The organism is Microbacterium sp. SA39 (assembly GCF_000967865.1).
Lineage (GTDB): Bacteria > Actinomycetota > Actinomycetes > Actinomycetales > Microbacteriaceae > Microbacterium.
This window is the reverse complement of record NZ_JXRU01000023.1, coordinates 1-13,914: the sequence shown is the minus strand read 5'-3', so window position 1 is coordinate 13,914 and position 13,914 is coordinate 1. Positions and strand designations below refer to the sequence as shown.

Below are 13,914 nucleotides of genomic sequence, written 5' to 3'. Positions count from 1 at the left end.
CAGAGCCTACTGGCCGGAACGGCGGCGCTCCGGCCACCCGAGGTAGGCGCGGAGTGCGGCCGCTTCCCCTGCGAGCAGCGCCGGATCGTCACCCGGCACGAACTCCAGCAGGGCGTCGCGCGGCGGGGCGGCAGCCGTCTGCGCCTGGGCGAAGAGCCGCGTCCAGAGGGCGTCGCGCGCACGCAGCGGCAGTCGCTCCGCCTCGGGCCACCACGAGAAGACGTGCACGGCCGTCGTGCGGTCGGCGAGCGCCGCGTACTCGGCGAGCGCGACGTCGACGGATGCCGAGACGGTGGGCTGCCAGTACGTAGACAGGGCCGGATGCCCCACCTCAGCGAGCAGCCGACGTGTCGTCGGCGCCGTGTCGGCGAGCGTCCCCGAGTGGAACTCGAGCGCCAGTCCGATCCCCCGCGATGCCGCCTCGGATGCTGCCGCCCGCAGCCGCGCGACCGTCGTCCCCCAGTAGGCCGCGGTGGCGTCGGCGGAGCCCAGATCGCCTGCCCAGATCCGGATGCGATCTGCGCCGAGGGCCTCCGCGCTGTCGAGGACGGGCGTGAGCGGCTCGTCGATCCCGGCGCGGAAGTACGAGCCGTAGGACGCGACCGAGAGTCCGGCATCGGTCGTGAGCTTCGCCACGTGCGCGGCGCGGTCCACGTCCCCCGGAGGAACGTGCAGGTCGCCTCCCCATTCGATGACCTCGAGACCGGCATCTGCCGCGAGCTCGACGATCCGCTCGGGCGCGAACTCCCGGAACGTCACCGAGCACAGCCCTGCGCGGATCGAGGTCATGCGTTCATCCTCTCGTGGAACCAGGGACCCCGCGCAGATGCGGAGAGACGGCCGCGGCGAACGACTCCGCGGTGCGGCGGACGACGCTCGAAGGAGCATCCGCCCAGATGTCGGCGTGGAAGAGCTCGACCTCGATGTCGCGGTCGTAGCCCGTGGCCATCACGGCACGCGTCAGCGACCCGAAGTCGATCACGCCTTCGCCGGGGTAGTGCCGCGACAGCAGGATGTCGGCTTCGAGCGGGGTCTTCCAGTCGCACACCTGGTACGTCGCGATGCGACCCTCCCGCCCTGCGCGCCCGATCTGCTCGAGCACCTGCGGGTCCCACCAGATGTGGAAGGTGTCGACGGCCGCTCCCACCACGTCGGGCTCGAACTCGGCGGCGATGTCGAGCGCCTGCCCGAGCGTCGACACGACCGCCCGATCCGACGCGTACATCGGATGCAGCGGCTCGATGGCGAGCGTCACTCCCGCGGCCTTCGCGTCGGGCTCGAGTGCGCCGATCGCGTCGCGGACGCGCTCGCGCGCACCGATCAGGTCGCGGGACGCCTCGGGGAGTCCTCCCGCGACCAGCACGAGCACGGCGGTCGATCCGGTCGCGCCGGCGGCGGCCAGCGTCGCGGTCTCCTCGATCGCCCGGCGGTTGTCGTCGAGCGCGGCGACCCGCGCCGGCCCGTCGGGCAGGGTGAAGAATCCGCCGCGGCAGTGCGTCGAGAAGCGTAGACCCGAATCGGTCAGCATCCGGGCGGCGACGTCGAGGCCGACCTCGTTGACCGGCTCGCGCCAGAGTCCGATGGCCTCGATGCCGGCATCCGCGGTCACGCGCAGCGCGGTGGCGAGGTCGGCGTGCTTGACGGTCGCCTGGTTGAGCGACAGGCGCGGATCGGGGCTGGTCATACGTCCACCCCGTTCAGGCGCAGCATCCCGTGCCAGCGTGCGCGGGCGAGCTCCGGATCTTCCAGGGCGAACGAGGCGTTCGCGAGTTCGACGATGCGGCTCAGGTGCGGGAGACTCCGCGCGGAGTGGAGCCCCCCGACCATCTGAAACGCCGGCTGGTGACCGTTCAGCCACGACAGGAAGGCGACACCCGTCTTGTAGTAGAAGGTCGGCGCGGCGAACACCTGGCGGCTGAGCTCCTCCGTCGGACCGAGTATGTCGAGGTATCGGGAGGGGTCGCCCGCGTCGAGCGCCTGGATCCCCGCCGAGGCGACCGGGGTGATCGCGGCGAAGGCCCCGAGCAGTGCGTCGGAATGAGTACGCGATGTGCGTTTCGTCTCCTCGCTTCGCTCGTCGCTCAACGACCGGGTGGTGTCGCCGCCGATCAGGCTCACGTAGTTGAAGTCGTCACCCGTGAACATGCGCACGCCCTCCGGCAACCGCTCGCGCACCGAGATCTCGGAGTCGGCGTTCAGCAGACTCATCTTCACGCCCGCGACCTTGCCCGGGTCCTCCGCGATGACGTCGAGCAGGACTTCGGATGCCGTCTGCCAGTCGTCAGCGCCGAAATAGCCGGCGAGCTCCGGGTCGAAGGCGGTGCCGAGCCAGTGCAGCACCACCGGCACGGTCGCCGACTCGAGCACCGCACGGTACACGCGGCGGTAGTCGTCGGCGCTCGTGGCGACCCGAATCAGATGCCGTGAGGCCATCAGCACCGGACCCGCGCCCTGCTCCTCGGTGAAGTGCAGCTGCTCCTTGTACGCGTCGATCACCTGGTCGAACGAGACGTGCGAGTCGGTGAGGTGATCGGTGTTGACACCGACCACGACTGAGCCGCCCTCCTCCCGCGCGACTGCGGCGCTGCGCGCGATGAGTTCGCGGGTCGCCGCGGCATCCAGCCCCATATTCCGCTGAGCGGTGTCCATGGCGTCGGCGACGCCGAGCCCCCAGGAGTAGACGTTGCGGCGGAAGGCCAGGGTCGAATCCCAGTCGATGTCGGCGGGCCGGCCCGGAGTGTTGTCGGCGTGCACCTTCGGCACGACGTGCGCGGCGGCGTACGCGACGCGACTTCGCAGAGCGGATGCCGGCCGGGTGAAAGACCCGCCGGCGTGCAGCGCGGCATCCGTCAGCTTCCCGTCGGTGGCGAGGAGTCGAAGGGTCGTCATCGATCAGTCCAGGGTCAGCGCGGACAGGGAGACCTTGCGGCCCTCGGCGCTGGAAGTGAGACCGGCCTCGGCGAACTGCACCCCGCGGGCGCCGGCGAGCAGGTCGAACGGGTATTCGGTGCCTTCGACGTAGGAGACCAGGTACTCCTCCCACTGCTGGCGGAAGCCGTTGAGGAACACGTCGTTGGTCGGCACCTTCTGCCAGTCGGCGTCGTAGTCGCGGGTGTCTTCCAGGTCGGGGTTCCAGACCGGCTTGGGCGTGGCGTTGCGCGGCTGGATCTTCGCGCCGAACAGCCCGACGACCGCGGAGCCGTGCGTGCCGTCGACCTGGAACTCGACGAGCTCGTCGCGGTTGACGCGCACCGTCCAGCTGGAGTTGATCTCGGCGATGATGCCGCCCTCGATCTCGAAGATCCCGTACGCGGCGTCTTCGGCGGTGGCGGTGTAGTGCGCGCCCTTCTCGTCCCAGCGGTCTGCGATGTGCACCGCGGCCTGCGCGTACACGCTCGTGACCTCGCCGAACAGGTTCTCGAGCACGTAGTTCCAGTGCGGGAACATGTCGGTGATGATGCCGCCGCCGTCTTCGGAGCGGTAGTTCCAGCTCGGACGCTGCGCAGGCTGCCAGTCGCCCTCGAAGACCCAGTAGCCGAACTCGCCGCGCACCGAGAGGATGCGGCCGAAGAAGCCGGAGTCGATCAGCCGCTTGAGCTTCTGCAGACCCGGCAGGTAGAGCTTGTCGTGGACGACGCCGGTCTTGACGCCGGCGCTCTCGGCGAGGCGGGCGAGCTCGAGCGCCTCCTCGAGCGACTCGGCGGTCGGCTTCTCGGTGTAGATCGCCTTGCCGGCGGCGATCGCCTTGCGGATGGCCGAGGCCCGCGCCTTGGTCACCAGGAAGTCGGCGTAGATCTCCCATCGCGGGTCGGCGAGGGCGGCGTCGAGGTCGGTGGTGTAATCCTCGATGTCGTGCAGCGCGGCGAGTTCGGCGAGCTTCGCTTCGCTGCGGCCCACGAGAATCGGCTTCACCGTGACGCGGGAGCCGTCGGGGAGCTCGATGCCACCGGCGTCGCGGATCGCGAGGATCGAGCGCACCAGATGCTGGCGGTAGCCCATGCGCCCGGAGACGCCGTTCATGATGATCCCGATCTCGCGGATGGTCGCCTGTGCCATGGTGATCCGTTCTCTGGAAGTAGATGCGCTCTCGTTCGATACGGGTAAGCGCTTTCCCAGATCATGACACGAAGCGAGCGAACGTGCAAACGGGGCGTCAGAGCCGCGAACTCGCGAGCTCGGCGCCGACCGCCAGCGTCTCGAGCTTCGCGTAGACGATGTCGGGGTCGACCGCCCCGAAACCCGCGAACGTCGAGAAGCCGCAATCGGTGCCGGCGATCACGCGGTCGGGACCCACGATGTTCACGAACGCGGCGATGCGCTGCGCGACGACCTCCGGATGCTCGATGAAGTTCGTCGTCGAGTCGATCACACCGGGGATCAGCACCCGGTCGTCGGGGAGGAGCTCCGCGTGCTCGCTGAAGGCCTGCCAGTCGTGCTGGTGACGCGGGTTCGAGGCCTCGAAGAGCAGCCCCTGCGGCTTCGCCTTCATCAGCGCGGGAAGGATCGTGCGCATCTCGATGTCACGGTGGTGCGGACCCTCGTAGTTCCCCCAGCACACATGCATCCGCACGCGATCCGCAGGGACATTGCGCAGCGCATGGTTGAGAACCTCGATGTGCTGCGCGACGACGCGCAGGTACTCGTGATCGCTGCGGTCCTTGAACATCATGTGGCGCCCGACTCCGATGTCGGGGCTGTCCAGCTGCAGCGTGAAGCCGGCTGCGACGATGGCCTCGTACTCCGGACGCATCGCCTCGGCCAGCGCTTCGAGGTAGGCGTCGTGATCGCCGTAATACCGATCCGGCTGGAACAGCGCGATGACCCCGGGCGACGCCGCGTTCATGAACGCATCCGTCGGACGGTGGCGGTCGACCGGCGCCCGGAGGTGCCGCAGATCCACCTCGAGCGGGGCGAGGGTCTTCGGGGCGATCGGACCCACACAGCAGGGCCGGCGGTAGGTGGGCGTTCCGCCGCTGCTCGCCTGGCGGCGCAGGAAGCCGGGGAAGTCCTCCAGATCGGCGGGCGGTGTGCGGGGACTGTCGCCGTCGAACCCCGTGATGCGGTCCTTGATGTACGTCGCGTAGGAGATCTTCGACATCTCCCCGTCCGACACCAGGTCGATCCCGGCGGACACCTGTCGCGCGACGCACTCGTCGACGGCCTCACCGATCACCGCGTCGAACCGCTTCGCGTCGACCGCGTCGCCGCGCTCCTGCGCGAAGACGAGGTCGGTGACGGCGGCGCTGCGGGGCAGCGACCCGACGTGCGTGGTCAGGATGCGTTCGGCCATCCACGCAGTCTGGCATACGCATGCATCGTGCAGCCAGAGGCCTCACGCCGTCGCGTTTTTGTGTTGAGCCCCGGCTGATGCGCCGTCAGCGTGACGCAGCGCTCTCGCGCTCCACGAGCCGCGTCGGGATGATGTCGGGGCCCTCGAGGCCGTCGAATCCCTCGATGCCGGCGACGAGGGCAGCCACCGCGCGCTGCGCGAGAGCGGTGAAGTCCTGCCGGATCGTGGTCAACGGTGGGCGGTAGTTCGCGGCATCCGGCACATCGTCGAAGCCGATCACGCTGACATCCCCGGGCACCCGTCTGCCGGTCTCGGCGAGCGCGCGCAGCAGGCCGAGCGCCATCTGGTCGTTGGCGCAGAACACGGCGGATGCCGAGGCCAGGGCCGTACCGGCGACGAATCCGGCATCTGCGCTCCAGTCGCCGCGCACGACATCGGGTGCGGAGACGCCCGCCGCGACGAGCGTCTCCCGCCATCCCCGCTCGCGTTCGGACGCTGCATAGGAGTCGGCGGGACCCGCGAGGTGATGCACGGTGTCGTGCCCGAGCTCGAGCAGGCGCGTGGTCGCGGTCGCCGCTCCCCCACGATGGTCGCTGTGCACGGCGATGAACCCGGCGTCGGTCGGAGCGTCGACGACGACGAGACGCAGCCCCGCCGGGTGCTTCTCGGCGGAGACCTGCGCCGAGGCCTCGTTCAGGACGATGGCTCCGTCGACCTCCTGCTCGGCCAGGCGGTCGAAGGCCGAGCCGACCCCGTCTGCGGCGGTCACGACCGTGAGGGCGTAACCGCGGTCCGCCGCCGCTTCGGCCGTGGCCTGCAGCATCCTCGAGTTGCCGATCGTCGCGAGCGTCGTGACGACGAGCCCGATGGTGTGCGAACGACCGGTGCGAAGTGCACGTGCTGCGCGGTGCGGGCGATAGCCGAGCTCGACCATGGCCTGCTCGACCCGGGCTCTCGTGGCGGGATCGACGCGAGGACTGTCGTTGACGACGCGTGAGACGGTCTGTCCGGAGACACCGGCACGGGCGGCGACCATCGCCATCGACACGCGACCCGATGACGGACGCCGAGATCGCGGGCGGCGGTCCGGCGCGGGGAGGGCGCGGGGGTCGAGATCGCCGTCGGTCACCGGCATCCTCCGTTCACAACTCAGCAATGTTGACGTTACCACGGTCGCGGACGTACCATGTTTACGTGAACACGGAAAATCTTGCTGAGTTGCGCACCGAGACCCTCGGCGCCGGTGTGGTCAAGCGCGCCACCACGCTCGCCGACGGCCGAGACCTCGTCTACTACGACGACCCCGGCACGACGCTCGGCGCCGAACGCGCCGTCGACGCCCGCACCCTCGCCCCGCGCCCCGAGACCGCCTCCATGCGCCTCGACGTTCTCACCGGAGACTGGATCACGGTCGCGGCGAACCGGCAGAACCGCGTCATGATGCCGAGTGCGTCGGCCGATCCGCTCGCGCCGCAGACCCCGGACAATCCCTCCGAGGTGCCCTCGCTCTACGACGTCGCCGTGTTCGAGAACCGCTCGCCCGCGTTCGGCCCCGCGCTGGCCGAAGCCCTCGGCGGTGCCCCCGCGGCCGCCGACGCTCCCCGCGGACTCGACGACCTCGACGCCCTCGGCCTCGGCCGCTCCCGCACCTCGATCGGCCGTTGCGAGGTCGTCTGCTTCAGCCCCGAGCACACCGGTTCCTTCGGCACCCAGTCGGTGACCCGGGCCCGTACGGTGATCGAGGCTTGGGCTGACCGCACAGCGACACTCTCGCAGCTTCCCGGGATCCAGCAGATCTTCCCGTTCGAGAACCGCGGAGAGGCGATCGGCGTGACCCTCCCGCACCCGCACGGTCAGATCTACGCGTACCCGTACGTGACGCCGCGCACCACCCGCCTTCTCGACTCGATCGACCGCACTGCGCCCGACCTGTTCCAGCGCATCCTCGAGTTCGAGCAGGCATCCGAGCGCGTGGTCTTCCGCGGCGAGCACTGGACGGCGTTCGTGCCGTTCGCCGCGCGCTGGCCGCTGGAGGTGCACCTCATGCCGCACCGTCACGTGCCGGATCTCGCCGCCACGTCGGAAGCCGAACGCGACGAGCTCGCCCCCCTCTACCTGCGGCTGCTGCGCGGAGTGGACGCGCTCTACGACTCCCCCACTCCTTACATCTCCGCATGGCATCAGGCTCCCGTGCACGCGGGCCGCGACGCCGTGCGCCTGCACCTGCAGCTGACGAGTCCCCGCCGGGCAGCCGACAAGCTCAAGTTCCTCGCCGGGTCCGAGGCCGCGATGGGGGCGTGGGCCGCCGAAGTCCCGCCCGAGCAGGGCGCCGCCCGCATCCGCGAGGCGATCGCACGCGCGGATGCCGAGAGCACCCCGCTCGCTGAGAGCACCTCGCCCGCCGAGAGCACCCCGCCCTCCGGCGAGGCGCAGACACCTGACCTGGAGCCCACCGCATGACCCCCCTCTCAGCCGACGCACCGACCACGACGGATGCCGCGCGCGCACTCTTCCTCGAGCTGACCGGCCGTGAACCCGACGGCCTGTGGTCGGCGCCGGGACGGGTGAACCTCATCGGCGAGCACACCGACTACAACGACGGGTTCGTGCTGCCGTTCGCCATCCCGCACCGCACGGTCGCGGCGGTCGACCTCCGCGACGATGACCGCGGACGCGTCCGCGTCGCATCGACGTTCGCGGCGGAGCCGGTGGAGGTGGCCCTCGACGAGCTCGACGACCTGTTCCCGACCGCTACCGGCGCCGAGCCGGCCGTCCCCGAGTGGGCCGCGTACCCTCTCGGCGTCGCGTGGGCACTGCGCCAGGCGCTCGCGGCCACCGACTCCGACCGCGGGTTCCGCGGCATCGACATCGCGATCGCGTCGGACGTGCCGGTGGGAGCCGGGCTCTCCTCGTCGGCCGCGATCGAGGGTGCGGCGGCATCCGCGCTGAACGATCTCTGGGACGCCGGTCTCGACCGCCGTGCCCTCGCTCGCATCGGACGCCGTGCCGAGAACGAGGCCGTCGGCGCCCCGACCGGGATCATGGACCAGATGGCCTCGATGCTGGGCGAGCCGGATGCCGCGATCTTCCTCGACTGCCGGTCTCTGGAAACCCAGCTCGTGCCCCTCGGCATGGCCGATGCCGGGCTTGCGATCCTCGTGATCGACACCCGCGTCACACACGCGCATTCGACCGGCGGCTACCGTGAGCGCCGCGCGTCCTGCGAGCTCGGCGCCCAGATCATGGGTGTCCCGTCGCTGCGCGACGTGTCGGTCGACGACCTCCCCCGCGCGCAGGAGCTGATGGACGGCGTGACCTTCCGCCGCGTGCGTCACGTCGTCACCGAGAACCAGCGCGTGATCGACACGGTCCGCGTGCTCCGCGATGCGGGCGCGCGCGCGATCGGCGATCTGCTCGTGGCCTCGCACGCCTCGATGCGCGACGACTTCGAGATCTCCGTACCCGAACTCGACACGGCGGTCGACACCGCACTCGCGGCGGGAGCGGTCGGGGCGCGAATGACCGGTGGAGGCTTCGGCGGCGCCGCGATCGCGCTGATCGAGCAGGATGCCGTGGCGGCGGTGTCGGATGCCGTGACCGCGGCGTTCGCGGCAGCCGACTTCACCGAGCCCATCGTCTTCACCGTCACGCCGTCGGCAGGCGCCCGCCGCGACGCCTGACAGAATGAGTGGTCGAGCCGCGACGAACTGCGGCAGGAGAGGAACGTCATGTCCTGGATCGTGACCGGCGGCGCCGGCTACATCGGTGCCCACGTCGTCCGTGCCCTCGCGGATGCCGGACTCACCCCGGTCGTGCTCGACGACCTCTCCAGCGGAGTGCCGTCGTTCGTGCCCGAGGGCGTGCCCTTCGTGCAAGGCAGCATCCTCGATCGTGCGCTCGTCGAGAAGACGCTCCGCGACCACGATGCGGAGGGCGTGATCCACGTCGCCGGCTTCAAGTACGCCGGCGTCTCCGTGCAGCGCCCCCTGCACACCTACGCGCAGAACGTCGAGGGCACGCGGGTGATCCTCGAGGCCATGGAGGCCGCAGGCGTGGCGAACATCGTCTTCTCCTCGTCCGCCGCCGTCTTCGGCACCCCCGACGTCGCTCTCGTCGAGGAGGCCACCGCGAAGAAGCCGGCGAGCCCCTACGGCGAGTCGAAGCTCATCGGCGAGTGGCTGCTGCGTGATCAGGCGATCGCCACCGCCGAGTCGGACCGCCCGCTGCGCCACACCTCGCTCCGCTACTTCAACGTGGTCGGATCCGCCGACCCCACGGTCTACGACGTCAGCCCGCACAACCTCTTCCCGATCGTGTTCGAGGCGCTCATCGCGGGGAAGACCCCGAAGATCTTCGGCGACGACTACGACACCGAAGACGGCACCAACGTGCGCGACTACGTGCACGTCGGCGACATCGCGGCCGCGCACGTCGCCGCCGCGAAGCGCCTGGCCGGCGGCCAGCCCATCGAAGCCGCGTACAACCTCGGTTCCGGCGACGGCCTCAGCGTGAAGCAGATCATGGATGCCGTGGCCCGCGTCACCGGCATCGACTTCACCCCCGAGATCGGTCCGCGCCGCCCTGGAGACCCCGACCGCATCGTCGCGACCGGCGAGCTCGCGGCGCGGGACCTGGAGTGGAAGATGCGGTATTCGGTGGACGCTATGGTGGCGTCTGGGTGGGAAGCTCGGCGGGCTTCCGGTTCTTAGGTCTCAGGTTTCTCGGGGGGCGGGTGCGGGGATCGCGCCGCTGCTCGCAGAGCGGGGCGCCCCTCCCCGCAAGCGGGTCCCCTCCCCGATGCTCGCCTCGGCGCGATCCCCGCACCCGCGAGCCGTAGGACGGCCGCGTTTCCTGTACGGAGGTACGGCGGAGGCAGCGGCTCGCTGCGCTCGCCGGCTGCGCCTGCCGGTCGTTGAGCGAGGGAGCGAAGCGAGGGAGACGAAACGTCGCTAGAGGGATGCGACTCAGACGTCGCGAGTGCGGATCGGGTAGAGCCAGAAGCAGAGCCAGGCGAGCGCCGTGAATCCGAAGGGGATCACGGCGAGCATGACACGGATGCCGCCGTCGACGCCGTCCGGCTGAGCATCCTCCAGCCGTGCATCGAAGCCGGATGCCGTCAACACCCAGGCCGCGACGATCGCCTGCAAGATGACGCTACCGCGCACCACGAAACCGTTCACCCCGAAGTAGGCGCCCTCGCGGCGGCGCCCTGTGCGCGCGGCATCCGCATCGATGATCTGCGCCAGCATCACCTCAAGCAGCTGCAGCAGCCCACCGACGCCGACGCCGGCCGCGACACCGACGAGAGCCGCGCCCGCGACGTTCGACGGGAACACGTAGCCGAGTACCGCGATGCCGAGCACGGCCACGCTCCACAGCAGTGCCGTGCGCGGACTCGTCCGCCGCACGACGGCGCTCCACAGCACGATCGAGGGGATCGCGGTCACGGAGATCGCTCCCAGCAGGAGACTGCCCTCGCCCTCGTCCGCCCGGAGCGAGTAGCGCACGTAGAAGGGGACCGCGGCCAGCATCACGGCGATCGCGGTCTGCACCAGGAGCGACCCGAGTACGTAGGGGGCGAAAGCGCGATTGCGGAACGTGTAGATCAGCTGGTCGCGCCAGCGCATCTCGACGGCAGTCGGCGTCGACGCGGCGTCGGGCGCGCGGCGCTCGATCATGCCCCCGAGGAAGGACCACACCAGCAGCACCAGGCAGACGCCGGCGAGCACGAGGGCCATCCCGGGCCAGCCGATCGTGGCGTAGAGCGCGGGAGCGCCGGCGGTGCCGAGCACGATGCCGAGGATGGCGAAGATCTGCCTGGGGACGTTGCCTCTCGCGCGTTCCTCGGTGGTGCGGAAGATCTCCGGGAACAGCGCAGAGATGTTCAGCACCACCACCACGAAGGCGATGTCGTAGACCGCGACGACGACCAGGAACCAGACGATGAGTCCCGCGACCGGGAGTTCCGGCGGCATCCAGACCAGCGCGAACGCGACGACGAGCGGCACGACACCGATGCCGATCCACGGGATGCGCCTGCCCCACGGCGTGCGCAGGCGGTCGGACAGCGTACCGACGATCGGGTTCAGCACGGCGTTCAGGATGCCGTGGGCGATCATCGCCGCGGCCACCCACCCCGCGGGCACCGCCAGCTGCGCGACGTAGAAGTAGACGACGAAGGCCGAGAACGTCTGCGTCATCAGCTGGGTCGGGAAGCCGGAGGCGCCGAAGGCGATCGACTGCGCCCGCGTCGGTGCGGCATCCAGTCGGCGGTCGCGGAGGCGCGCGCGGAAGAGCTCGCGGGTCTGCCCGTGGATCTGCCCGTCCGGGGAGGTCATCGGATGCCGCTCCGCTGCAGGTTTCGCAGATCGCGCCACCCCACGCGCACGAGCGCCTCGTCCTCGATCGCCTGCAGGACCACGGGGTCGCTCAGCAGCCGCTGCTCGTAGCCGCGTTTCGCGGCGCCGTAGTCGACCACGGCCTGCAGTTCGTCGTCGTCGATCATCGGATGCAGGTAGATCTCGGTCACTCCCGCCGGGACGGCGCGCAGCAGGGCGACGAAACCTTCCCGCACCTGTTCGTAGGTCTCCTCCTCGGCTGTCCCCTCGCCGAGCAGGGCGAACGGGTGACTCCACAGGCGGTCGACGATCTCGACGCCGGCAGCCTCTGCAGCCGCCGCCGCCTCGTCGAGTTTCGCCTGCAGCGCGGCATCCGCTCCGACTCCGTCCATGCTGCGTGGCAGACGGAACGGAAGTCCGTGGCGCGCGGCGAGCTCGAAGACGGGGCGCAGGAAGTCTCGGCCGGTGACGAGTCCGTAGACGGAGCCCATGTGGTTGTCGAGGTGCGTCACGTCGACGCCGGCGTCGAGCGCGGCGTGCAGCTGTGCGGCGATCTCTGCGGCGACATCCTCTTCTGAGACGTCGCGTTCGACGGCCGCGGTGTCTACGGGGAAGAACCCGTCTGCATCGACGAGCGTCGTCGCTGTGCCGGTGAGCGGGCGCCAGCGGTAGCGGGTCCATTCGCTGGTCAGGACGAGGTGCACCCCGACGTCGAGGTCGGTGCGGGATGCCGCGAACGCCAGAGCCTCCGGTGACCAGGCGCACGGCACCATCACCGTGGTGGAGTCGATCCGGCCCGCGATCAGGAGATCGATGATGGCGGTGTTGGCCGCGTGGCACATGCCGAAGTCGTCGGCGTTGAGGATGATTCCCCGCGTGCCCGGCGCGAGTCCGAGACGATCGGCGAGGTCGGACGGAGCGGTCATCGGCGGATCCTGTCGGGCGGTCAGCGACTGACCTTGGCGGGCGGGGTGAGGATGCGGGTGAACAGCGCCACGCGAAGAGCGGATGCCGCTTCGCCCACGGCCCCGACGAGAGGCGCTTCGGGGCCGAACGAGGAGACGAGGAACCGCAACGGGAGCTGGGCGTTGTACTCGGCTGCGGTGCGGGCGACCGCGTCGATGAGCATCGGATGCACGGCGTCGCCGCCCAGGATGAACGCCTCAGGGTCGATCACGAGTCCGACGGTGCCGGCGACGAGCACGAGGCGTCTGCCGACCTCGGCGACGAGTTTCTGCGCGGCCTCGTCGCCGCCTGCCGCTGCCTCGAGGTGCGCGACGAGCGGGGCATCGACGTCGAGGCCGAGTCCGAGGGCCAGGTCTCCGACGACCGCATCGTTCACGATCGGGGCGCCGATCGGGAGCGGAGTCTGGGGGAGGTAGGCGACCTCGCCCGCGACGCCGGAGAATCCGCGGTGGAGGGTTCCTTCGATCACGATGCCGGCGCCGAGGCCGTCGTCGAGGTGCAGCAGGGCGAAGCTCGCGAGCTCGCCGCCCGCACCGGAGGTGAGTTCGGCCAGGGCCGCGAGGTTGACGTCGTTCTCGACGCGGACGGGGCAGCCGAGGGCGTCGGAGAGAGCGGTCCGGAAGGCACCCCCGTCGGGTCCCATGTCGTCACGGATGCCGCCGTCGGGGGTGACGATGCCAGGGACGCCGACGACCGCGAGCTGCACCGGCCCTTTCAGGGCGCGACGGCATCCCTCGACGAGCGCGGCGATGTGTCCGACGCGGTCGTCGTTCGTCGGGAAGGGCGCATGTTGCTCTGCGCGCACGGTGCCTGTCGCATCGACGAGCACGACGTGCGCCGCACGGTGGTCGACGTGCACGGCCGCGGCGAAACCGAGGCGAGGATGCAGTCCGACCCGCGCGGCCGCGGGACCGCGGGTGTCGCGGTCGACCCCCGCGGCGGCGACGGCTCCGACGCCGTCCAGCATGCGGAGCACCTGGGTCACGGCCGTGCGGGAGAGTCCGGTCGCGGCCATCAGCTCGGCGCGGGTCTGCGGCCCTTTGCGCGCCAGCGCCTCGAGGATCGCGCGGCCGTTGAGCGTTCGAAGCAGGCTTTGCGGTCCCGCGAGTGGTCTCGACATGTCATCCCTGGGTCGGCGTCCCGCCCACTATGCCACATCGGGTTGCACCCGTCGATGGGCATCGGGTGACGCTCGGTTCAGCCTGCGCGGGCGCGAGAGGGACGAGCGAAGTGAGAGGCGGTGTGGAGGTGGTGGGGCGTGCGCCATCTGCGGTGGGGGTCCCACCAGGCCGGGCCGCGGACCTGCGGGATGCCGTTGTT

The 13,914-nt window shown here is 70.4% G+C and carries 12 protein-coding genes; 3 read left to right on the top strand and 9 right to left on the bottom strand.

What is annotated here, in order from left to right; genetic code table 11:
- Positions 1–6 precede the first annotated feature (6 nt).
- From RS85_RS02005 to RS85_RS01980, 6 genes are all read right to left on the bottom strand, one after another.
- Complete coding sequence (locus RS85_RS02005) at positions 7–789, bottom strand: sugar phosphate isomerase/epimerase family protein (protein ID WP_046011755.1); 783 nt, start codon at positions 787–789, stop codon at positions 7–9.
- A 4-nt stretch (positions 790–793) separates the two neighbouring features.
- Positions 794–1,684 carry a sugar phosphate isomerase/epimerase family protein gene (locus RS85_RS02000; protein ID WP_046011754.1) on the bottom strand — a complete coding sequence of 297 codons (891 nt, stop codon included), beginning with the start codon at positions 1,682–1,684 and terminating at the stop codon, positions 794–796.
- The gene (locus RS85_RS01995; protein ID WP_046011753.1) at positions 1,681–2,889 is read right to left on the bottom strand and encodes a dihydrodipicolinate synthase family protein; all 1,209 of its coding nucleotides are present in this window, start codon (positions 2,887–2,889) and stop codon (positions 1,681–1,683) included. Before RS85_RS01995 ends, RS85_RS02000 begins: the two co-directional genes overlap by 4 nt.
- A gap of 3 nt (positions 2,890–2,892) precedes the next feature.
- Positions 2,893–4,056: a Gfo/Idh/MocA family protein gene (locus RS85_RS01990; protein WP_046011752.1), complete on the bottom strand. Its 1,164-nt coding sequence runs from the start codon at positions 4,054–4,056 to the stop codon at positions 2,893–2,895.
- A gap of 97 nt (positions 4,057–4,153) precedes the next feature.
- Positions 4,154–5,290, bottom strand: coding sequence for a cobalamin-independent methionine synthase II family protein (locus RS85_RS01985; RefSeq protein ID WP_046011751.1), 1,137 nt, complete (start codon positions 5,288–5,290; stop codon positions 4,154–4,156).
- 85 nt (positions 5,291–5,375) lie between these two features.
- A complete protein-coding gene (locus tag RS85_RS01980) occupies positions 5,376–6,332 on the bottom strand; it encodes a LacI family DNA-binding transcriptional regulator (RefSeq protein WP_046011797.1) in 957 nt (318 codons plus the stop codon).
- A gap of 152 nt (positions 6,333–6,484) precedes the next feature.
- Here RS85_RS01980 and galT point away from each other — a divergent pair, with 152 nt between their 5' ends.
- From galT to galE, 3 genes are read left to right on the top strand one after another with little or no spacing between them, the layout of a single operon-like run.
- Positions 6,485–7,750: a galactose-1-phosphate uridylyltransferase gene (galT, locus tag RS85_RS01975; RefSeq protein WP_046011750.1), complete on the top strand. Its 1,266-nt coding sequence runs from the start codon at positions 6,485–6,487 to the stop codon at positions 7,748–7,750.
- Positions 7,747–8,970: a galactokinase gene (galK, locus tag RS85_RS01970; RefSeq protein ID WP_046011749.1), complete on the top strand. Its 1,224-nt coding sequence runs from the start codon at positions 7,747–7,749 to the stop codon at positions 8,968–8,970. The genes galT and galK overlap by 4 nt, the downstream gene beginning before the upstream one ends.
- 48 nt (positions 8,971–9,018) lie before the next feature.
- Complete coding sequence (gene galE / locus RS85_RS01965) at positions 9,019–9,999, top strand: UDP-glucose 4-epimerase GalE (RefSeq protein ID WP_046011748.1); 981 nt, start codon at positions 9,019–9,021, stop codon at positions 9,997–9,999.
- A 255-nt stretch (positions 10,000–10,254) separates the two neighbouring features.
- On the opposite strand, the gene RS85_RS01960 is transcribed toward galE, so the two are convergent.
- Genes RS85_RS01960 through RS85_RS01950 form a run of 3 tightly spaced genes read right to left on the bottom strand, consistent with a single transcriptional unit; the run spans position 10,255 to position 13,714 of the window.
- Positions 10,255–11,628 (bottom strand): MFS transporter, encoded by a 1,374-nt coding sequence (locus tag RS85_RS01960; protein ID WP_046011747.1) that lies wholly within the window; start codon positions 11,626–11,628, stop codon positions 10,255–10,257.
- Positions 11,625–12,554, bottom strand: coding sequence for a polysaccharide deacetylase family protein (locus RS85_RS01955; RefSeq protein ID WP_046011746.1), 930 nt, complete (start codon positions 12,552–12,554; stop codon positions 11,625–11,627). Before RS85_RS01955 ends, RS85_RS01960 begins: the two co-directional genes overlap by 4 nt.
- A gap of 20 nt (positions 12,555–12,574) precedes the next feature.
- A complete protein-coding gene (locus RS85_RS01950; RefSeq protein ID WP_046011745.1) occupies positions 12,575–13,714 on the bottom strand; it encodes an ROK family transcriptional regulator in 1,140 nt (379 codons plus the stop codon).
- Positions 13,715–13,914 lie beyond the last annotated feature (200 nt).

Excerpts from the sequence above, each read along its gene's own strand:
- RS85_RS02005 (WP_046011755.1), bottom strand. The coding sequence starts at position 789 with ATGACCTCGATCCGCGCAGGGCTGTGCTCGGTGACGTTCCGGGAGTTC.
- RS85_RS02000 (WP_046011754.1), bottom strand. The coding sequence starts at position 1,684 with ATGACCAGCCCCGATCCGCGCCTGTCGCTCAACCAGGCGACCGTCAAG.
- RS85_RS01995 (WP_046011753.1), bottom strand. The coding sequence starts at position 2,889 with ATGACGACCCTTCGACTCCTCGCCACCGACGGGAAGCTGACGGATGCC.
- RS85_RS01990 (WP_046011752.1), bottom strand. The coding sequence starts at position 4,056 with ATGGCACAGGCGACCATCCGCGAGATCGGGATCATCATGAACGGCGTC.
- RS85_RS01985 (WP_046011751.1), bottom strand. The coding sequence starts at position 5,290 with ATGGCCGAACGCATCCTGACCACGCACGTCGGGTCGCTGCCCCGCAGC.
- RS85_RS01980 (WP_046011797.1), bottom strand. The coding sequence starts at position 6,332 with ATGGCGATGGTCGCCGCCCGTGCCGGTGTCTCCGGACAGACCGTCTCA.
- galK (WP_046011749.1), top strand. The coding sequence starts at position 7,747 with ATGACCCCCCTCTCAGCCGACGCACCGACCACGACGGATGCCGCGCGC.
- galE (WP_046011748.1), top strand. The coding sequence starts at position 9,019 with ATGTCCTGGATCGTGACCGGCGGCGCCGGCTACATCGGTGCCCACGTC.
- RS85_RS01960 (WP_046011747.1), bottom strand. The coding sequence starts at position 11,628 with ATGACCTCCCCGGACGGGCAGATCCACGGGCAGACCCGCGAGCTCTTC.
- RS85_RS01955 (WP_046011746.1), bottom strand. The coding sequence starts at position 12,554 with ATGACCGCTCCGTCCGACCTCGCCGATCGTCTCGGACTCGCGCCGGGC.
- RS85_RS01950 (WP_046011745.1), bottom strand. The coding sequence starts at position 13,714 with ATGTCGAGACCACTCGCGGGACCGCAAAGCCTGCTTCGAACGCTCAAC.